Source organism: Brachybacterium endophyticum, from assembly GCF_003130585.1.
GTDB classification, from domain to species: Bacteria; Actinomycetota; Actinomycetes; order Actinomycetales; family Dermabacteraceae; genus Brachybacterium; species Brachybacterium endophyticum.
The window spans coordinates 323,612-343,204 of sequence record NZ_QFKX01000004.1 but is presented as its reverse complement, the minus strand read 5'-3'; the positions used below and the strand labels follow the sequence as shown (position 1 = coordinate 343,204).

The following is a 19,593-nucleotide window of genomic DNA, read 5'->3' as shown; positions in this document are numbered from 1 at the left end:
GTCCGTGATCGACTTCCGCTACCACCTGGTCTCCCTGATCTCCGTGTTCCTCGCCCTCGCGGTGGGGATCGTGCTCGGGGCAGGCCCGCTGCGCGAGAACCTGGGGTCCCAGCTGACCGGGCAGGTCGAGCAGCTGCGCACGGAGAAGGATGGTCTGCGCGCCGACAACGAGTCGCTGACCTCCCAGAACGACGAGCTGGGGGCGTTCATCTCCAGGACCGGCCCGGATCTGGTCTCCGGGACCCTCCACGGCCGCAGCACGGCCGTGGTCTACGACGACGATTCCGTGAAGTCCCCGGCCGACTCGGTCTCCTCCCTGCTGGACGAGGCCGGGGCCGACACCCCGGTGTCCGTGAAGCTGCAGGGCTCCCTGTGGGACCCCTCCCAGGGGCGGAGCCGCGCCGAGGCACTCACCGAGCTCGAGAAGATCGACGGCTCCGTGGTCGCGGGCGCGAAGAAGGGCGCGGACTCCAACGCCGAGGCCCTGACCACCGTGACCGGGACCCTCCTGACCGACGGCTCCCTCGGCGCCGGCAAGCGCGAGCGGATGTGGGCCGTGCTCACCGATGCTCGGCTGGTCGCCGTCGACGGCTCGACCCGCGCGAGCGTGGACTCGGTGGTGATGGCGAGCGCGGCTCCGGACGACCTGGCGGTCGCGGGCGACGACTCGAAGACCTCCTCCGAGCGCACCCGGCTGCTGCTGCAGGCCCAGACCGGCCTGCTGCAGGCCCTGGTGGACACGAGCATCCCCACGGTCGTCTCCGGTTCGACCCCCACCAACGACGACAGCGCCGGACTGCTGCGCACGGTGCGCGGTGACTCGCGCTTCAAGGGCGTCTCGAGCGGGGACCGCCTGCAGTCCCCGGACGGGCCGACGATCGCCGTGCTGGCGCTGGCCGACCAGGTGCGGGGCACCACCGGCAGCTACGGGACCGCGTCCGATGCCCAGGACCGGGTCCCCGAGGTCCCCGGCGGCTCCGGCGCGGGCGACGACGGCGGCAAGGACACCGGCGGGAACGGCGGGGGCGAGGGATGAGCCGTCCCGATCCCCTGCGGGTCCTGCGTCGGCACAACCACGCCGGCCGCGAGGTGACCCTCGCCGAGGGCATCGCCGTCGCCGGCGGCGCGGTCGCCCTGCTGGCCGTCGGGCGTCGCCGTGTCGATGCGGTCGGCGTGGCCGGGATCGGCGCCCTCGGCCTCGCGGACGACGTCCTCGAGCCGTTCCTGCGCGCTCGCGGGATCGCTCCCAGCAAGGGTCTGCGCGGACATCTGGGCGCTCTGCGCCGCGGCACGCTCACCACCGGTGCGGCCAAGGCGCTCGGCATCCCCCTGCTGTGCCTGGGGACCGCGGCTGCCGTTCCGGGGCGCACCGCCGCGGGGGTCGTCCTGGACGGCGCCATCTCCGCGGGCGCTGCGAATCTCGCGAACCTGCTGGACCTGCGACCGGGCCGCGCGCTCAAGGTCACGACGGCCTGCGCGGCGCTGCTCGCGCTGCCATCCGGCGGCGGCGCCCGCGACACCGGCGGGCGCGATCTCGCGGTCCTCGCCGGAGCGCTGGGGGTCGCGGCCCTCCCCACCGATCTCACCGAGCGCGGGATGCTCGGGGACACCGGCGCCAACGTGCTCGGCGCACTCGTCGGCTCCGCGGCCGCCCGGCGTCTGGGGCCCGCCGGTCGACTCGGCGTGCTCGGGGTCCTCGGTGTGCTGACGCTGGCCAGCGAACGGGTGAGCTTCAGCGCGGTCATCGACTCCCGGCCCCTGCTGCGTCGACTGGACCATCTCGGTCGGCGCGTCCCGGACACGTCCTCAGCGGACGTCTCCTCGTCCGCGGCGGGCGCTGCAGCGACGGAGGAGGGCGCATGAGCGGGTCGGTTCCCGATCCCACTCTCGAGGGCGCCGGCAGCGGCCCCGAGGCCCCGGGGTCGCCGGGCGCGACCGCGCGCGCGATCGTCCGCGGCGCGACGCTGATCCTGGTGATCACCCTCGCCGCCCGCATCATCGGATTCCTGCGCTACCTCGTCTTCGGTGCGAGCGTCGGTGCGGGCGACGTCGGCACCGCCTACGCGAGCGCGAACCTGGTCCCGAACCTCCTGTTCGAGGTCGCCGCCGGCGGCGCGCTCGCTGCCAGCGTGGTGCCCCTGGTCGCCGGGCTCGTGGACAACGACGTGACGGGGGAGGGGCGCCGCCGGGCGGACACCATCATCTCGGCGCTGCTGACCTGGATGCTGCTGCTCACGGTGCCGCTGGCGATCCTGGTGGCCGCGCTCGCGCAGCCGATCGCCACGCTCGTGCTCTCCAGCAGCGACACGGACGACGCGGTGCTCTCGCTGGGCACCACGATGCTGCGGATCTTCGCGATCCAGCTGCCGCTGTACGGGGTGACCGTCGTGCTCGGGGCCTATTTGCAGGCCCGCAAGCGCTTCTTCTGGCCGGCGCTGGTGCCGCTGCTGTCCTCCCTCGTCGTGATCATCTCCTACCGGCTGTACGCCGCGGCGGTGCCGGCCGTCGCGACGGCCGGCTCGATCTCCCCGCTCGCCCAGGGGCTGCTGGCGTGGGGCACCACCGCCGGCGTGGTGGTGATGGCCCTCGCGGTGCTCGTGCCCGCCCGTCGTGCGGGACTGCGCCTGCGCTTCGCCGTGCGGATGCCCCCGGGGATGGCCTCGAAGGCGCTGCGACTGGCGGGAGCGGGCCTCGGCACGGTCGGGGCCCAGCAGCTCGCCCTCGCCCTCGTGCTGCTGCTGGCCATGCGCACCGGCGGCACCGGCACCCTGCCGGTCTTCCAGTACGCCCAGGCGATCTACCTGCTGCCCTACGCCGTGCTCGTCGTCCCTCTGATCACGAGCGTCTTCCCGCACCTGTCCGAGCAGCGGCTGGTCGGGGACCTGCGCGGGTTCGCGACCACGGCCCGCGCCTCCCTGCGCTCGGTGGTGGTGATCGCGACCGTCGGAGCGGCCACCCTGTTCGCCGCCGGCCCCGCGATCGAGGCCTTCTTCCACCACATCGACCGTGCCGGGGCCGACGGGGTCGGGGCGGCGGTCGCCGCCCTCTCGATGGGACTGCTGCCGTATGCGATCACGATGCAGTGCACGCGCCTGCTGTCGGCCGCGATGCGCGCCCGTGACGCCCTCGTGGTGGGGTCGATCGGCTGGGTCGTCGGCGGGGTGCTGATCGTGGGCGTCGCCGCCCTGTCCACCAGTCGCAGCGCCGCCGTCGCCGCGACGGCCTTCGGCCTCGCTCTGAGCGCCGGCATGTGGGTCTCCGGCATCACCGCACTGGTCCGGGTCGCCGACCTCCTCGAGGGGCCGGGCTCCGGCGCGCCGCTCGCGCGGGTGGTGCCCGTGGGTGCGCTGGTCTCGATCGCCGCGGCGATCCCCGGGCTCCTGCTGGGTCGGGCGCTCGTGGACCAGGGCACCTCGGAGCTGCTGTGCGTGCTGATCGGTCTGCTCACCGGGGCCACCGGCAGCCTGCTCGCCCTCGGCGCGATGATGCTGACCGATCGCTCGACGGCCCTCGGGCTGCTGCGCCGCCTCCGCTCACGACGGGCCGACCGAGCATGAGCGGCGCGGCACCGGGCCGGGCGGGCGGTCCCGCCGCTGCCCGTCCGCGGGTGCTGATCGTGGAGCCCACCGCGAGCGGAGGGCTCGCCGCGCACGTGCGCATGGAGCGGGAGGTCCTGCAGGCGGGCGGCGCCGTCCCCGTCGACGCCGCCGTGCGGATCCCCTCGCGCCCCTCGCCGCGGGACCTGGTCACCGTGCGCCGGCTGCGGACGGCGATGCACCGGGGAGGCGGCCCCGACGGCGTCGAGGCCGTGCACGCCCACGGTCTGCGCGCGGGTGCGCTCGCCGCCCTCGCCCGCGGCGGCCGTCCTCGCAGGCCCCGACTCGTGGTGACGCTGCACAATCGGGTCGACGGTCCGCTGCCCCTGCGCGTGATCGGACGGGCGCTGCTCGCCACGATCCGCCGGCGCGCCGACGTGGTGCTGACCGTGTCCCCGGACCTCGACGCGCTGGTGAGGGGCGTGGCCGCGCTCGAGCACGCGATCATCCCGGCGCCGTCCGGCCAGGGCTCGGGCAGCGCCGCGGAGGAGAGGCCTCCCGCCCGGGCCGGCGCGGGAGCCCGACCCCCCGAGGGCGAGACGGCGGAAGAGGGATCTCCGGCCGCTCGCACGCTCGAGGTGCTCACGGTCGGCCGGCTCGCCCCGCAGAAGGGTCTGGACGACCTGCTCGACGCCGTCGCCCACATCGGCCGCGTGCCCGCCGCCCCGCGCGTGCACGTGAGCATCGCCGGCGACGGGCCGCTCGAGCCGCACCTGCGCAGCAGGATCACCACCGAGGGCCTCCCGGTGACGTTGCTGGGCAGACGCGAGGACGTCCCCGCCCTGCTGCGTGAGTGCCAGGTCGTGGTCTCCGCCGCGCTGTGGGAGGGCCAGCCGGTCTTCCTCCAGGAGGCGCTGCAGGCGGGCCGTGCGGTGGTCGCGACCGATGCCGGCGGCACCCGCTGGGTCACCGGGGACGCCGCACGGCTGGTCGAGGTCGGGGACACCCGGGCGCTGGCGCAGGAGATCCTGGCGATGGCCGACCCCGGGGCGCGAGGCCGCGCCGCCGACGCCTCGCTCGCACGTGCCCGAGAACTGCCCGGGCCCGGCGAGCTCGCCCGGCAGCTGTCCGACGTGCTCGGGATCGCTCTGTCCGACCCGTCGCGCCGGGAGCGCGGAGGAGCCGTCTGATGCTAGGTTGAGATTCCGTGGCAGACAGCAGCGTGAACCCCCCGCAGACCCCGTCCGCATCGATGGCTCGCCCCGGCTCCGGCCCGGCCGCCAAGCCCTTCCGGAATCCAGGCACCACCAAGCACATCTTCGTCACCGGCGGTGTCGTCTCGAGCCTCGGCAAGGGGCTCACGGCCTCCTCGCTCGGGATGCTCCTGAAGAACCGCGGACTGCGGGTGACGATGCAGAAGCTCGATCCCTACCTCAATGTGGATCCGGGCACCATGAACCCCTTCCAGCATGGCGAGGTCTTCGTCACCGAGGACGGTGCCGAGACCGACCTGGACATCGGCCACTACGAGCGCTTCCTCGACGAGAACCTCTCCGCCGACTCCAACGTCACCACCGGCCAGGTCTACTCCGGCGTCATCGCCAAGGAGCGACGCGGCGAGTACCTCGGTGACACGGTGCAGGTGATCCCGCACATCACCAACGCGATCAAGGAGTCGATGCGCGCGCAGGCGAGTGACGACGTCGACGTGATCATCACCGAGATCGGAGGGACCGTCGGCGACATCGAGTCCCAGCCGTTCCTCGAGGCCGCCCGTCAGGTGCGCCAGGACGTCGGCCGCGACAGCGTGTTCTTCGTCCATGTCTCGCTGGTGCCGTTCATCGGGCCCAGCCAGGAGCTCAAGACCAAGCCCACCCAGCACTCGGTGGCCGCGCTGCGCTCGATCGGCATCCAGCCCGACGCGATCGTGCTGAGGGCCGACCGGGCCCTGCCGACCTCCGTCAAGTCGAAGATCGCCTCGATGTGCGACGTCGACCTCGACGCCGTCGTCACCTGCCCCGACGCCCCCTCGATCTACGACATCCCCCACGTGCTGCACGACGAGGGACTGGACGCCTTCGCGATCCGCCGCCTGGATCTGCTGAGCCACGACGTGGACTGGTCCACGTGGGACTCGCTGCTCGAGCGCGTGCACCATCCCGAGTACGAGGTCACCGTCGGCCTGGTCGGCAAGTACGTCGACCTGCCCGACGCCTACCTCTCGGTCACCGAGGCGCTGCGCGCCGGCGGTTTCCACCACTCGACCAAGGTCCGGATCGCGTGGATCGAGTCGGACGCGTGCCAGAGTCCCGACGGTGCCCAGGCCGCCCTCAAGGACGTCGACGCGATCGTCGTGCCCGGCGGCTTCGGCATCCGCGGCGTGGACGGCAAGGTGGGCGCCCTGCGTTACGCCCGCGAGAAGGGCCTGCCCGCCCTGGGCCTCTGCCTGGGCATGCAGTGCATGGTGATCGAGTACGCCCGCACCGAGCTGGGCTGGGAGGACGCGCAGTCCTCGGAGTTCGAGCCGGAGACCGCCCATCCCGTCATCGCGACCATGGCCGAGCAGGCCGACATCGTCTCCGGTGAGGGCGACCTCGGGGGCACCATGCGCCTGGGCGCCTACGACCACGAGCTCGTCCCCGGCAGCCTCGCGGCCCGCACCTACGGCAGCACCCGCGTCTCCGAGCGCCACCGCCACCGCTACGAGGTCAACAACACCTACCGGTCCGAGCTCGAGGACGCCGGCCTGGTGATCTCCGGCGTCTCGGCCGACCGCTCGCTCGTGGAGTTCGTGGAGCTTCCGGCCGAGGTCCACCCCTTCTACGTCGGCACCCAGGCGCACCCCGAGCTGAAGTCCCGGCCCACCCGTTCGCACCCGCTGTTCGCCGGTCTGGTCGGTGCTGCCGTCGAGCTGCAGAAGTCGACCCGCCTCCTCGAGGTCCGGGCCGATCACAGCGAGCACAGCGGCGAGGAGCCCGCCGTCGCCGCCGGCGCCCGGACGCCTGCGGGCGAGGGCACCGAGGACGAGGCCGAGGACCGGGCATGAGCGAGGCGCTCCGGGACGTGGCCGGGGCCCGTCCCGTCACCTCCCGGAGCGTCGTCCACCGGGGGGCGATCTGGGACGTCGTGCGCGACGAGGTCGACTTCGCGCCGGGTGTCGCGTTCGCCCGCGAGTACATCGCCCATCCCGGGGCGGCCGCGATCCTCGCCGTCGACGGTCCGCTGGACGGTGATCCCTCGCAGGTCCGGGTGCTCCTGATCCGCCAGTACCGCCATCCCGCCGCCCGCACCTTCTGGGAGCTGCCCGCGGGGCTGCTCGACCACGAGGGCGAGGACCCTCTCGAGGCCGCCGGCCGGGAACTGGCCGAGGAGACCGGGTACGCGGCGGGGTCGATGCGTCACCTGTTGGACATCCACCCCTCGGCCGGCAGCTCGAGCGAGCTGATCCGGATCCATCTGGCCACGGACCTCACGCGCGCGGAGGTCGACTTCGAGCGCGAGGACGAGGAATCCGAGATCGAGGTGCGCTGGGCTCGTCTCCCCGACGTCCTCGGGGCGATACGGGCGGGAGAGCTCACCAACGCGACCCTGGTCGCGGCCGTGCTGGCGCTGCGGGCCCTCGGCACCTGAGCGCGAGCCTCAGCCCGCGGCCGGGGAGCGCGTGGCCGTGCCGGCGAGGACGGGAGCGACGATCCCCGCCTGCCAGTCGCGCGCCCCGAGGCCCGTCAGCTGGGCGTGGATCTCCTCGGCCCCGCCCGGCGTCTCGTGCTCCCACACCCACTGGCGCAGCAGGCTCGGGGTGATCAGGTTCTCCGAGGGGAGGTCGAGCTGCTCGGCCCGCTCGGTGACGGCGCCGCGGATCACCTGGTAGCGCTCCCAGACCAGCGGCCACTTCTTCGACCACAGCTTGTGGGGCGGAGGGTAGGAGGGCTCCGCCCGAGGGGGCAGGTGCGCCTCAGGGGCCATCGCCCCCGAACGCGCCGCCTGCCACCAGGGCTCCTTGCCGCGCAGCGACTTCGGCAGAGCGGCCAGGAACGCCGTGTGGGAGACGGTCGCGACCTTCGCGGCGTCCACGATCGCGCGGTCCTTGATCACGCGGTGCGGGGAGAGGTCCTGGGCGCGGGCCAGCTCGTCGCGACGCTCCCACATCGCGCGCGCGGCCGCGAGCTGCTGGGAGGAGCGCAGCGCGCCGATGCCGTGCAGGCGGCGCCAGGGCTCGGCGCGGGTGGCCGGGAGCGGGTGCGCGAGCTCGTGGGCGAACTCCTCGCGCGCCCAGCCGGTCTTGCCGGCTGCCTCGAGTCGGGCGGCGAGCACGTCCCGCACCTCGACGAGGACCTCGACGTCCAGGGCCGCGTACACCAGCCACGGCTCGGGCAGCGGGCGCGTGGACCAGTCCGCCGCCGAGTGCTCCTTGGCCAGGCGGAGCCCCAGGGTGTCCTCGACGACCGCGCCGAGCCCCACGCGGGGCATCCCCAGCAGGCGGGCCGCCAGCTCGGTGTCGAACAGGCTCCGCGGCCGCAGGCCGATCTCTCCCAGACTGGGGAGGTCCTGGGTGGCGGCGTGCAGGACCCATTCCCGCTCGTTCATCAGCGTGAGGAAGGTCGAGGGGAGGGTGAAGGCGAGGGGATCGATGAGAGCGGTCCCCGCGGCCTCGGTGCGGATCTGCACCAGGTAGGCCTTCGCGCTGTAGCGGTAGGAGGAGGCGCGCTCGGCGTCGACCGCGACGGGCTCGTCGGGATCCGCGGCGGCGGCCTCGCACCAGACCAGCAGCGGCTGGATGCGGTCGATCACCGGCACCAGGCCGTCGCGCGGCGCGCTCAGCGGGGTGGGGTCCGGACTGTCGGCGGGGGAGGGGGTCTCGACCACGTGCTCAGTCCTCCCTGTCCGCCGAGCTGTGGCGCGAGCGCGCCCGGTGGGACGGCACCAGTGGCGCGACCTGCGCGGGAGCGGGAGGGAGACCGCCTGCGGCCGCGAGCATCGCGGTCCAGGCGGAGAAGTGCGGGGCCAGGTCAGAGGAGGTCGGGGTCCAGGAGACACGCATCTCGACGTCGACCGTGGAGGCCCGGCCGGCCAGTGCGCCGTAGCTCTGCGAGACCACGCGTGTGGCGGTGCAGCCCAGCTCACGGGCCTCCGCGTCGAACAGCTCGAGCGACTCGGTGACCCACGACCAGGCGACGTCCCCGAGCATCGCCTCGATGGCGAACTCCGGCTCGAGCTGCGCCTGCACCAGGACCACCATCCGGTACTCGCCCTTCCAGGTCTCCTCGCCCGCCGGATCGTGCAGCACCACCAGGCGGCCGCTGGCGACCTCCTCGTCGTGCAGGACCACCTCGCCCGAGGCGGCCCAGGTGTGGGGCGCCATCCGGCCGGGGGCGGGGATCGGGGCCCATTGCACCTCTGCTCTCAGCGGCGCACGGGTCATCTCCTCGATAGCCGTGCTGAAGGCGCGGGCGGCTGCAGGGAACTCGTGAACGGGCACGGCGGCGAGCCTAGCCCGGGGCCGTGCGCGGGTGATCGAGGCGCGCCGTGACCGTTCCCGGGAGCGTCCGGCAGCGACGCCGAGGCGCGGATCAGCCCTCGTGGACGAGGCTCAGGGAGTTGATGCAGTAGCGATCGTCGGTCGGGGTCGCGAAGCCCTCGCCCTCGAAGACATGGCCCAGGTGCGAGCCGCAGTTCGCGCAGCGCACCTCGACGCGCCGCATCCCCATCGAGGTGTCCTCGAGGAGCTCGACGGCGTCGTTGTCGCGCGGCGCCCAGAAGGCGGGCCAGCCGCAGTGGGCGTCGAACTGCTCCGCGGCGCGGAACAGCTCGGCCCCGCACGCGCGGCAGGCGTACGTCCCGGCGGGGCGCACCTCCTCGTACTCGCCGCTGAAGGGACGCTCGGTACCGCCCTCGCGGAGGACCTGGTACTCCTCGGGCGTCAGTCGCTCGCGCCACGCGGACTCGTCGAGCTGGATCGGGTACTGGCCGCTTCCGATCGGTCCGTTGCTCATGACTGGTTCCTCCGTTCGAGGGCTGGGCACATCGCGTGCCCGTCTGCGTATGGTCCGATCCTACGGCCGACGTAGACTGCCCGGCATGATGCGCCTGATCACGTCCCGCACGGCATCCACGAGGCCGGAGCGGCGCGATCCCGAGGGCGCGGGAGCAGCACGGCAGGCTCCCCGGGGCCGGTGGTCGAACACCCTGGTGGTCGGTGCGGTCGGCGCCGTGGGGGCGTTCACCCTCAGCGCAGCGGCGCTGACGGCCGCGGCGCGCGTGATGGCGCGCATCCCCCTGACCCCGCAGATGTCCCGCCACGCCAGGCCCGACCAGGCCGTCCGGGCCGTCCACGCCGACCGCGTGCACCTGGACGCGACGGCGGAGGCGCGGCGGGAGGGGTACCTAGCGCTGCGCCAGTCCGGCGGCGCCGCGCACGTGCGTCTGGGGACGGTGCTGGGACGGCCGACGCCCACGACGGTGGCCCGCTCCCTGCTCGCGCAGGACACCGACACGCCTCTCGAGGTCGGCCCCGCGGGCAGCGACGGATTCTTCTGGGCGGGCACGCCGGAGACCGCCCACGGCCTGCCCACGACGGAGGTCGAGATCTCCTCGCCCGTCGGCCCGATGCCGGCCTGGCTGGTGCCCGGGGACGGTGACCCCGCTGCGGACGGGGAGACCTGGGTCGTGCTCACCCACGGCCACGGCGCCACCCGCGGCGAGGCGCTGCGGGTCCTCCCGCTGCTGCACTCGCTCGGTCTGACCACCCTCACCCTGACGTACCGCAACGACACCGGGGCCGCGGTCTCGGCCGACAGCATGCACCACCTGGGTCTGGACGAGTGGGAGGACACCGAGGCCGGCATCGAGTACGCCCTCGCGCACGGCGCCCGACGGATCGTGCTGATGGGATGGTCGATGGGCGGCGGCATCACGCTGCGCACGTCCCTGCACACCGCCCACCCCGAGGCGATCTCGGGTCTCGTCCTCGATTCCCCGGCGGTGGACTGGCAGGACATCCTCACCTACCACGCCAAGGCGCTGCGGGCCCCGGCCCCGCTGCGCCGTCTGGCCCTGTGGATGATGACCAGCGTCCTCGGGGCGCGCGTGGTGCGCCTGCACGAGCCCCTCGCGCTCTCGGAGATGCACGCCGAGCACTTCGCCGCCCGACTGGACCATCCGACGCTGCTGATCCACGCGCTCGAGGACACGACCGTGCCCACCGGGCCGAGCGCGCACCTGGCCTCCCTGCGGCCGGACCTGGTGCGGTTCGTGCCCTTCGCCGGGGCCAGCCACACCAGGGAGTGGAACCGGGACCCGGAGCGGTACGAGCGACTGCTCGCCGAGCATCTCGTCGGGCTCCTCGGCCTCGAGGTCGACGTCGAGGCGCTGCAGCTGCCGACGAGGTCCCCTGCTGCCGCCCCGCTCGAGGGGTCGATCGGCACCCGCGTCTGACGCCCCGGCGACCGGGGAGCCGGTGACGTCAGGGGAGACCTGCGGCGCGACGGTAGCGGGTGATCGTCGCGTGGCCTCCCACGGCGAGCAGGTCGAGCTCCCAGTCCGTCCGTGAGGCCTCGCCCTGCAGGACGCGCGGCGAGTGGCCCCCGAGCGTGCGGTGGGTGGTGGAGAAGCAGAGCTCGTCGAGCTCGCCGGCGGCGGCGAAGCGCGCGAGCGAGGTGGTGCCGCCCTCCAGCTGGATCGCGCGGTACCCCCTCTCGGTGAGAGCCCTGCGGATCGCCGTGGGGTCCTCCGCGCTGATCACGTTCTGCTCGGGCAGCCCGCTGCGCTCGATCGCCTGCTCGCGATGGGCGGCACCTGTGACCAGGAGGGTGGGCCAGTCCGCCCGGATCGAGTCCGGCAGCTCGCCCGTGCGGGACATGATCGCGAGCGCCGGCCGCGCCGCCCCGGACGGACGGAGCGAGGGCTCCAGCAGGTCCCGGCGGCCCCGTGGCCTGCGGTAGTCCTCGACCCGAACGGTCTCGGCGCCGACGAGCACCACGTCGGTCACGGCCCGGAGCACCGAGAAGACGAAGGAGTCCGTGGGGTTGCGCAGGGGACCGCTGGTGCCGTCGTCGCCGATAATGGCCCCGTCGATGGTCGCGTTCATCATCGCGCGGATGCCGGGGCGCCCGGGATCGGTGGCGTACAGGTCGGCGAGCTGGCGGGCCCCGGCGTCGTCCTCCGTGATCTCACGGGGCGACGCGAGCGCACGGCCCCCGTTCCACAGCAGCTGCACGATGATCCTCCTGGTCCGGACGCGGGCACCCGGTCGGAACCCGGGGACGGGCCACGATGATCTCGCACCTCGTGGCTGTGCGGCCAGTCGGGACCGTCAGCCCCTAGACTGGTCGGCCGTGACCGAGTCCCTCACCGAGCGCACCCCTGCCCCGTCCCTCGATCGCCTCGTCGCCGATCTCGTGCCCCCGCCCCGCTTCGCGCGGGCCCGCCTGGACAACTACGTGCCCGATCCGCAGTACCCCTCCCAGGCCGAGGCGAAGGATCGCATCGCCGAGTTCGCGCGCGGCATCGGTCGCGGTCGCTCCACGGGAGGACTCAAGGGGCTGTTCCGCAAGCGCCCGACGGCCGCCCGCGGCCTCTACCTCGACGGTGGTTTCGGTGTGGGCAAGACCCACCTGCTCACCTCCCTGTTCCACGTCACCTCGGGCCATCGCGTCTACGGCACCTTCGTGGAGTACACGAACATGGTGGGGGCGCTGGGCTTCACCAAGGCCGTGGACCTGCTGGCCGACGCGTCGCTCGTCTGCATCGACGAGTTCGAGCTCGACGACCCCGGGGACACCCTGCTGATGACCCGGCTGATCCGAGAGCTCTCCGACCGCGGTGTCGCGATCGTGGCGACCTCCAACACGCTGCCCGAGGCGCTGGGCGAGGGACGCTTCGCCGCCCAGGACTTCCTGCGGGAGATCCAGTCGATGTCCGAGCGCTTCGACGTGCTGCGGATCGACGGCGAGGACTACCGGCGGCGCGAGGCCGTCGAGGAGGCCCCGGCCCTGCCGGAGCGGACCGTGCGCGAGCACGCCGACGCGACCCCCGGCGCGACCCTCGATGCGCTCCCGCCGCTGCTGGCCCACCTGAAGACGGTGCACCCCTCCCGCTACGGCGCGATGCTCGACGACGTCACCTGCGCGCACCTGACCGAGGTCGCCACGATCGCCGACCACAACAACGGTCTGCGGTTCGTGGTGCTGGTGGATCGGCTCTACGACCGGGAGATCCCGGTGCTCGCGAGCGGTCAGGAGGTCGCGGGCATCTTCACCGACGAGCTGCTGCGCAGCGGGTACCGCAAGAAGTACTACCGCTCGCTCTCGCGTCTGACCTCGCTCGCGCGCGACGGGGCGAAGATCCTCGAGGCGGCGTAGACCCGCTCCGCGCTCAGCGACGCCCGACGAGGACGCCGGGTCCCTCCAGGCCGGCGGCTCGGGCGCTCGACCCGGTGCCGGGTGCCGACACCGAGCCCTCCCGCCGCACCGCCCCGAAGGACGCGAGCAGCTCCTCGCCCTCGCGTGTCTCCCAGGTGGTGGTCCCGGCGCCCCGGGAGACCAGGATGCGCAGAGCGCCCCGATGCAGGATCAGCGAGTCCTCGTCGAGGACCTCCACGCGGACCTCCCGCAGGTCGGGATCCCGCAGCTCGGGGACGCCGCGCCGCAGGGCGATCAGGGTGCGGTGCCACGCGAGCATCTCGGCGTGGGCGCCCCGGTCCCGCTCGTCCCAGTCCAGGAAGGATGCGGTGAACGTGTCCCGGGACTGGGGATCGGGGACCTCGCTCTGGTCCCAGCCCATCTCGGCGAACTCCTCGCGGCGCCCCTGCGTGACCATCCGTCCCAGCTCCCGCTCGTGGTCGGTGAAGTACCTGAACGGTGCCGAGCAGGCCCACTCCTCGCCCTGGAACAGCATGGGAGTGGGCGCTCCCAGCAGGATCAGGGCGATCGCGGCGGCGTGCTCGGTCGCTGACAGGCCCTGGTGCACGCGGTCCCCGTGGGCGCGGTTGCCGACCTGGTCGTGGTCCTCGAGGAAGGTGACGAAGGAGTGCGCGTCGTAGCCCGCCCTCGGATCCGGATCCACCGGCGAGCCCCAGGTGCGCGAGCGGAACGTCGAATGGGTGCCGGCATGCTCGAACACACGGGTGAGGGTGCGGGCGAGCACGTCGACACCGCCGAAATCGACGTAGTACCCCTGGCGCTCGCCGCTGATCCATGCGTGCACCGCGTGGTGGACGTCGTCGGCCCACTGCATGTCCATGCCGAGGCCGCCGCGCGCGGTCGGGGTGACCGTGGCGGGATCATTGCGGTCGGACTCCGCGATCAGGGTCAGTGGTCGGCCGATCTCCTGCTCCCAGTCCGCGACCGCATCGGAGAGCTCGGCCAGGAGGTGGCGCGGGGAGTCGTCGCGCAGCTCGTGGACGGCGTCCAGGCGCAGTCCGTCCAGGTTCATGTCCACGAGCCAGTGCCGGGCGACCTGCAGCAGGAAGGCCCGCACCTCGTCGCTGCCCTCGTCGTCGAGGTTCACCGCCCAGCCCCAGGGCGTCTCGTGCCGGCGGGTGAAGTAGGGACCGAAATCGCCCAGGCGGTTGCCGTCCGGTCCCAGATGATTCATCACCACGTCGAGGACGACAGCGAGGCCGCGGGCATGGCAGGCCTCGACGAAGCGGGCGAGGGCTGCGGGGCCGCCGTAGGGGGCGTGCACCGCGCTCAGCGCGACGCCGTCGTACCCCCAGCCGCGCTCGCCGGGGAAGGACGCCAGCGGCATCAGCTCGACCGCGTCGACCCCCAGCTCCACGAGCTCGTCGAGCCGGCCGATCGCCGTGTCCAGAGTGCCCGTGCCGCCGTCGGGCGCGGGCGCGAAGGTCCCCACGTGCAGCTCGTAGAGGACGCCCCCGCGCAGGTCCCGTCCCTCCCACGGGGCGTGGGGGAACAGCGCGGGGTCCACGATCTCGCTCTCGCCGTGGACCCCGTCGGGCTGGGACAGCGACCGCGGGTCCGCCAGCCAGTCCCGCTGCTCGTCCAGGCGGAAGGCGTACCGGGTGCCCGGTCGCGGCCGCACCCCCGGCAGACGGTGCCAGCCGTCGGCGGAGCTCTCCATCAGCTGCTCGCCGCCGTCCACCCGCACGTGGACCCGGTGGGCGGCGGGCGCCCAGACCTCGAGGGAGCGCGGATCGCGCCAGGGGACGGGGCGAGCGGCGCTCATCGGGCCTGCCCGGGAACGTCCTCGCGGACCAGCAGGGCGGTCGGCCACTCCTCGAGCAGGGTGGAGAGGCGCACCGTGCCACTCGTGACCCGGCGTCCGCTGAGCAGGTCGTGCCAGCGGCCTTCGGGGAGCACCGCCACGGCATCGTCGAAGCCTCCGCGGTGGGAGAGACCGTGGGCCAGGCGGGTCAGGACGGTGATGACCTCGAGCTCGCCCTCGCCGACGGCCCGGCCGAAGGCGACGGCATGGGACGTGGAGGTCGGCACGGCACGGTACGCGGCGGTGCGCCCGCCGAAGAGATCCGGACGCCGTCTGCGCAGGGACAGCGCCCGATGGGTCAGCCAGAGCTTCTCGTCGGCCACCCCCTCGGGCCGGACGCCCTCGCGCAGTCGCCGCAGGCGCGCGGCGTACGACCCGTGATCCACGTCCCGACGGTTGTCGGGGTCCACGAGCGAGAGCTCGACGCTCTCGGTGCCCTGGTAGACGTCCGGGACACCGGGCATGGTCAGCTGCACGAGCTTCTGGCCGAGGATGGCTGCGCGCTGCGCCGGCAGCGTGCGGCGGGTGAGCTCGCTCAGCAGGCGATCCACGGCGGGGGAGGCGAGCGCGGCGCGTGCCATGGTGCGCACCTGCTCTTCGTAGACGGAGTCCTGCCGGGTCCAGGTGGTGAAGGACTTGGCCTCGCGCATCGCCTTGTCGAGGTAACCCAGCAGGCGCTCCTCGTCGATCCGGGGGACGGGCGCGCCGGGCAGCTCCCAGGTGGCCAGCAGGGTCTGCCACAGCAGCAGACGGACCGCTCCGTCGACCTGGTCCCCGATCTCCTCGCCCACGGCGCGTTCGAGGGCCGAGACCGTGGACGCCCACTCCTCGGGGATCTCGGTCAGCACGGCCAGGCGCGCCCGCACGTCCTCGCTGCGCTTGGTGTCGTGCGTGGACAGCGTCGTCATCGAATCCGGCTGCGTGTGGACCATCCGCCGGCAGTGCTCGTGCAGATCGTCGCCGTCCACCCCGATCCGCTCGGGATCGGCCCCGACCTCCGTGACCGGCAGGAAGCGCGGGAAGCGGTAGAAGGCGGTGTCCTCGCGGGCCTTGGCGTGCACCGGGCCGCAGGTCTGTGCGAAGCGCACGATCAGCTCGGAGCGGTCCGCGCTCGCCGTCCTCCCGGCGCTGCCGACCTCGTCACCGCACACCAGGGCGAGGACGATCCGGAGGGCGTCCAGGACGTCCTCGTCCTCGCCGAGGCCGAGACGAGCGCGTCCGGCCGCGGCCTCGAGCACCGCCCTCTCGCCGCCGTTCGCGCTCTCCCCGGGCACGATGTAGGCGCGATAGCGGTCCATCGCGGCGAGCAGCGCGACCAGCACCTGCTGGATGTGTCGTCGGGTCGTGTCGCGCAGGCGGATGTCCTCCGCGCAGATGCGGTGGACGAGGTCCGTCAGGCGCTCCACCTCCGCCCACAGGCTGGTGGAGATGATCAGGTCCGTGGACTCCGCCGCGACCTCCTCGAAGGGACGCAGATCCCCCGTGGTGCGCTGCCACAGCTGGGTCAGCCCCGCGGCTCCGTGCGGGTCGTGGAACAGCCCTCCCACCCGCCACAGGGCGTCATAGCCCGTGGTCCCCTCGCAGGGGAGGTCGCCGGGGAGCTGCTCCTCGCCCTCGAGGATCTTCTCCACGACGACCCAGGCCCCGCCGGAGGCGTCCTGGAGGTCGCGCAGGTAGCCGCGCGGATCGGCCAGACCGTCGATGTGGTCGATGCGGAAGCCGTCGATCACGCCCTCGGAGTGCAGGTCCAGCAGCAGGGAGTGGGTCGCGGTGAACACCTCGGGCAGCTCGACGCGCACCGCGGCCAGCGTGTCCACGTCGAAGAAGCGACGGTAGTTCAGCTCGTCGTCGGCGACTTTCCAGTAGGCCAGTCGGTACCACTGGTGCTCGAGGAGATCGGCCACGCCCAGCTCCTCCGTGCCCGGGGTGATCGGCAGCACGTGGTCGTAGTACCGCACCACGTTCTCCTCGCGCACCGAGCCGTCCGGCTGGGGGACGCCGGTGCGGGTCACCTCGATCTCGCCGTCGGCCAGCACGCTGCCGATCGGACGCCCCAGCACGGGCATCAGGATCGAGTTCTGCGCGGAGATCTCGACGTCGAACCAGGAGGCGAACGGTGAGGCGGGCCCGTCCCGGAGCACCGACCACAGGGCGTGGTTGTGCCAGACGGGCGTGGGGATGGCCATGTGGTTCGGGACGACGTCGACGACCAGCCCCATGCCGTGCGCGTGCGCAGCGTCCGCGAGCGAGCGCAGCGCCCCCTCGCCGCCGATCTCCTCGCCGATGCGCGCATGGTCGACGACGTCGTAGCCGTGGGTGGAGCCCGGCGCCGCCTGCAGGACGGGGGAGCAGAACACGTGCCCCACTCCGAGCTCGGCGAGATAGGGCACGAGCCGGGCGGCGTCCTCAGCGGTGAACCCCGCATGCAGCTGCAGCCGGTACGTGCTGGTGGGGACGATGCGGCTGCCGGGATCGGATGCGGACTCTCGGGCCACGGGCGGTGCTCCTTGTCAGCTGTTCTCGCGGATGCTCGACGGGGTCCTCAGCCGCGCTGGGGAGCGGCCGACGGGATCACGGGCGCCCCGAGCGGACCGGCGCTCTGGACCGACGGCGACCAGCCCCCGTCCCGAGGAGGGAGAGCAGCGCCCTCGCCGCGGCGGCGCTCGCCGAGGGCGCCGCCGGCCTCCTCGCCCCGGTCGCCGGCGACATCCGCGTCCTCGGGATGACGTCCCAGGATCAGCACGGAGTAGGCGGGGCGGGTGATGGTCCGTCCCGGTTCGAGCATCTCGCCCAGGTCGTGCTGATGCGCGGTGCCGGAGGCGACGTACCAGGCCGAGCCCAGGTCCTCGGACGGCAGGCGGAACTCCACGTCGTTGCCCGCCCAGTTGAACAGCATCAGCGCCGAGTCGTCGACGATGCGCCGCCCGCGGGCGTCGGGCTCGGGGATCGCGGAGCCGTTGAGGAACACGCCCACGCACTTGTTCAGCGGATCCTCCCACTGCTCGGGCGTCATCTCCTCGCCGTCGACGCCCAGCCAGAGCACATCGGGCAGGGCGCCCTCCTCCGCGCACGGGGGCGTCCCACCCAGGAAGCGGCGGCGCCGGAAGATCGGGTGCGTGCGACGCAGCGCGATCATGCTGCGCGTGAACTCGAGCATGTCCTGGGCGTCCTCGTCGAGGTCCCAGTCCACCCACGAGATCTCGTCGTCCTGGCAGTACGTGTTGTTGTTGCCGTTCTGGGTGCGGCCCATCTCGTCGCCGTGCAGGATCATCGGCACGCCCTGGCTCACCAGCAGCGTCGCCATCAGGCTCTTCGCCCGCCGCAGGCGCAGGGCGAGGATGTCGCCGTCGTCCGTCGGTCCCTCGACGCCGGAGTTCCAGGAGCGGTTGTGGCTCTCGCCGTCGTTGCCGTCCTCGCCGTTCGCCTCGTTGTGGCGCTCGTCGTAGGAGACCAGGTCGCGCAGGGTGAAGCCGTCGTGCGCGGTGACGAAGTTGACGGAGGCGATCGGGGTGCGCCCGGTGTGCTGGTAGAGGTCCGAGGAGCCGGCCAGGGACGAGGAGAAGCCGGGGAGCACGCCGTCCTGCGCGCGTCCGGCGTCGCGCATGGTGTCGCGGTAGCGGCCGTTCCACTCCGACCACAGCGGGGGGAAGCCGCCCACCTGGTAGCCGCCCTCTCCCAGGTCCCAGGGCTCGGCGATGAGCTTGACCTGGGAGATCACGGGGTCCTGCTGGATGATGTCGAAGAAGGCCGAGAGCCGGTCCACCTCGTGCAGCTCGCGGGCCAGGGTGGAGGCCAGGTCGAAGCGGAAGCCGTCCACGTGCATCTCGGTCACCCAGTAGCGCAGCGAGTCCATGATCATCTGCAGCACGTGCGGCGTGCGCATGGCCAGGGAGTTCCCGGTGCCGGTGGTGTCGTAGTAGTGGGCCTCGTCGTCCTCGACCAACCGGTAGTAGGCGGCGTTGTCGATGCCGCGGAACGAGAGCGTGGGCCCCTTGTCGTTGCCCTCGGCGGTGTGGTTGTAGACCACGTCGAGGATCACCTCGATGCCGGCGGCGTGGAGGTTCTTGACCATGGTCTTGAACTCCTGGACCTGCTGCCCGGCGTCGCCCGCGTAGGAGTACTCGTTGTGCGGGGCGAAGAAGCCGATCGTGTTGTAGCCCCAGTAGTTGCGCAGCCCCTTGTCGAGCAGGTGCCCGTCCTGGACGAACTGATGGACGGGCATCAGCTCCACCGCGGTGATCCCGAGCGACTGCAGGTGCCGGATCACCTCGGGGTGGCCCATCGCGACATAGGTGCCGCGGATCTCCTCGTCGATCCCCGGGTGGAGCATGGTGAGGCCCTTGACGTGCGCCTCGTAGACGACGGTGTCGTGGTACTCGTGGGCCGGCGGATGATCGGTGCCCCAGTCGAAGTACGGCGAGACCACGATGCCCAGCATCGTGTGCGCGGCGGAGTCCTCCTGATTGCGCCGCTCGGGGTCCTCGAAGTCGTAGGAGTAGAGGGAGGGGTGGTTCGAGGCCATCCCCGAGACCGCCTTGGCGTACGGGTCCAGCAGCAGCTTGCTGGGGTCGCAGCGCTGTCCCGCGAAGGGCTCGTACGGCCCGTGCACGCGGTAGCCGTAGCGCTGTCCCGGCTGGACGGCCGGCAGGTACACGTGCCACACGAAGGCGTCGACCTCGGTGACCTCGATCCGGGTCTCGGTGCCGCTCTCGTCGAGCAGGCACAGCTCGACGCGCTCGGCCGCCTCCGAGAACAGGGCGAAGTTCGTGCCGCTGCCGTCGAACGTGGCGCCGAGGGGATAGGGCCTGCCGGTCCAGATCTGCATGGATGCACA

At 72.9% G+C, this 19,593-nt stretch carries 15 protein-coding genes; 8 read left to right on the top strand and 7 right to left on the bottom strand.

The features are described from left to right. Positions 1–4 precede the first annotated feature (4 nt). The 6 genes from DEO23_RS12040 (at position 5) to DEO23_RS12015 (ending at position 7,166) form a co-directional block, all read left to right on the top strand. Positions 5–1,036, top strand: coding sequence for a copper transporter (locus DEO23_RS12040; RefSeq protein WP_109276265.1), 1,032 nt, complete (start codon positions 5–7; stop codon positions 1,034–1,036). Continuing rightward, positions 1,033–1,863 (top strand): hypothetical protein, encoded by an 831-nt coding sequence (locus DEO23_RS12035; RefSeq protein ID WP_205678959.1) that lies wholly within the window; start codon positions 1,033–1,035, stop codon positions 1,861–1,863. The genes DEO23_RS12040 and DEO23_RS12035 overlap by 4 nt, the downstream gene beginning before the upstream one ends. Beyond that, a complete protein-coding gene (gene murJ / locus DEO23_RS12030) occupies positions 1,860–3,557 on the top strand; it encodes a murein biosynthesis integral membrane protein MurJ (RefSeq protein WP_109276264.1) in 1,698 nt (565 codons plus the stop codon). The genes DEO23_RS12035 and murJ overlap by 4 nt, the downstream gene beginning before the upstream one ends. After that, positions 3,554–4,726, top strand: coding sequence for a glycosyltransferase family 4 protein (locus tag DEO23_RS12025; protein WP_109276263.1), 1,173 nt, complete (start codon positions 3,554–3,556; stop codon positions 4,724–4,726). Before murJ ends, DEO23_RS12025 begins: the two co-directional genes overlap by 4 nt. Positions 4,727–4,788: 62 nt before the next feature. After that, positions 4,789–6,582 (top strand): CTP synthase, encoded by a 1,794-nt coding sequence (locus DEO23_RS12020; RefSeq protein ID WP_165831824.1) that lies wholly within the window; start codon positions 4,789–4,791, stop codon positions 6,580–6,582. Further along, the gene (locus DEO23_RS12015) at positions 6,579–7,166 is read left to right on the top strand and encodes an NUDIX domain-containing protein (RefSeq protein ID WP_109276261.1); all 588 of its coding nucleotides are present in this window, start codon (positions 6,579–6,581) and stop codon (positions 7,164–7,166) included. The genes DEO23_RS12020 and DEO23_RS12015 overlap by 4 nt, the downstream gene beginning before the upstream one ends. Positions 7,167–7,175: 9 nt before the next feature. Here DEO23_RS12015 and DEO23_RS12010 read toward each other — a convergent pair whose 3' ends face one another. From DEO23_RS12010 to msrB, 3 genes are all read right to left on the bottom strand, one after another. Further along, positions 7,176–8,402, bottom strand: a complete 1,227-nt coding sequence (locus tag DEO23_RS12010; protein WP_109276260.1) for a ribonuclease D — start codon at positions 8,400–8,402, stop codon at positions 7,176–7,178. A 4-nt stretch (positions 8,403–8,406) separates the two neighbouring features. Then, positions 8,407–9,015 carry a DUF3000 domain-containing protein gene (locus tag DEO23_RS12005; protein ID WP_276309453.1) on the bottom strand — a complete coding sequence of 203 codons (609 nt, stop codon included), beginning with the start codon at positions 9,013–9,015 and terminating at the stop codon, positions 8,407–8,409. Positions 9,016–9,106: 91 nt separating this feature from the next. Continuing rightward, complete coding sequence (gene msrB / locus DEO23_RS12000) at positions 9,107–9,529, bottom strand: peptide-methionine (R)-S-oxide reductase MsrB (RefSeq protein WP_109276258.1); 423 nt, start codon at positions 9,527–9,529, stop codon at positions 9,107–9,109. A gap of 85 nt (positions 9,530–9,614) precedes the next feature. Here msrB and DEO23_RS11995 point away from each other — a divergent pair, with 85 nt between their 5' ends. Then, positions 9,615–10,970, top strand: a complete 1,356-nt coding sequence (locus tag DEO23_RS11995) for an alpha/beta hydrolase family protein (protein WP_240613375.1) — start codon at positions 9,615–9,617, stop codon at positions 10,968–10,970. Between the two features lie 28 nt (positions 10,971–10,998). Here the strand turns inward: DEO23_RS11995 and DEO23_RS11990 are convergent, their stop codons facing one another. Beyond that, on the bottom strand, positions 10,999–11,751 hold the full coding sequence (locus DEO23_RS11990; protein ID WP_109276257.1) for a dihydrofolate reductase family protein: 753 nt from the start codon (positions 11,749–11,751) through the stop codon (positions 10,999–11,001). Positions 11,752–11,869: 118 nt separating this feature from the next. On the opposite strand from DEO23_RS11990, the gene zapE reads away from it, so the two are divergent. Further along, positions 11,870–12,895: a cell division protein ZapE gene (zapE, locus tag DEO23_RS11985; protein ID WP_109276256.1), complete on the top strand. Its 1,026-nt coding sequence runs from the start codon at positions 11,870–11,872 to the stop codon at positions 12,893–12,895. A 13-nt stretch (positions 12,896–12,908) separates the two neighbouring features. Here the strand turns inward: zapE and treZ are convergent, their stop codons facing one another. Genes treZ through glgX form a run of 3 tightly spaced genes read right to left on the bottom strand, consistent with a single transcriptional unit; the run spans position 12,909 to position 19,584 of the window. Further along, positions 12,909–14,720, bottom strand: coding sequence for a malto-oligosyltrehalose trehalohydrolase (treZ, locus tag DEO23_RS11980; RefSeq protein ID WP_109276255.1), 1,812 nt, complete (start codon positions 14,718–14,720; stop codon positions 12,909–12,911). Continuing rightward, positions 14,717–17,254 carry a malto-oligosyltrehalose synthase gene (treY, locus tag DEO23_RS11975; RefSeq protein ID WP_109276254.1) on the bottom strand — a complete coding sequence of 846 codons (2,538 nt, stop codon included), beginning with the start codon at positions 17,252–17,254 and terminating at the stop codon, positions 14,717–14,719. The genes treZ and treY overlap by 4 nt, the downstream gene beginning before the upstream one ends. Positions 17,255–17,301: 47 nt before the next feature. Beyond that, positions 17,302–19,584, bottom strand: a complete 2,283-nt coding sequence (gene glgX, locus DEO23_RS11970) for a glycogen debranching protein GlgX (protein WP_109276253.1) — start codon at positions 19,582–19,584, stop codon at positions 17,302–17,304. Positions 19,585–19,593: the final 9 nt, after the last annotated feature.

Coding starts and splice junctions, on each gene's coding strand:
- DEO23_RS12035 (WP_205678959.1), top strand. CDS start 1,033: ATGAGCCGTCCCGATCCCCTGCGGGTCCTGCGTCGGCACAACCACGCC.
- murJ (WP_109276264.1), top strand. CDS start 1,860: ATGAGCGGGTCGGTTCCCGATCCCACTCTCGAGGGCGCCGGCAGCGGC.
- DEO23_RS12025 (WP_109276263.1), top strand. CDS start 3,554: ATGAGCGGCGCGGCACCGGGCCGGGCGGGCGGTCCCGCCGCTGCCCGT.
- DEO23_RS12020 (WP_165831824.1), top strand. CDS start 4,789: ATGGCTCGCCCCGGCTCCGGCCCGGCCGCCAAGCCCTTCCGGAATCCA.
- DEO23_RS12015 (WP_109276261.1), top strand. CDS start 6,579: ATGAGCGAGGCGCTCCGGGACGTGGCCGGGGCCCGTCCCGTCACCTCC.
- msrB (WP_109276258.1), bottom strand. CDS start 9,529: ATGAGCAACGGACCGATCGGAAGCGGCCAGTACCCGATCCAGCTCGAC.
- DEO23_RS11995 (WP_240613375.1), top strand. CDS start 9,615: ATGATGCGCCTGATCACGTCCCGCACGGCATCCACGAGGCCGGAGCGG.
- treZ (WP_109276255.1), bottom strand. CDS start 14,720: ATGAGCGCCGCTCGCCCCGTCCCCTGGCGCGATCCGCGCTCCCTCGAG.
- glgX (WP_109276253.1), bottom strand. CDS start 19,584: ATGCAGATCTGGACCGGCAGGCCCTATCCCCTCGGCGCCACGTTCGAC.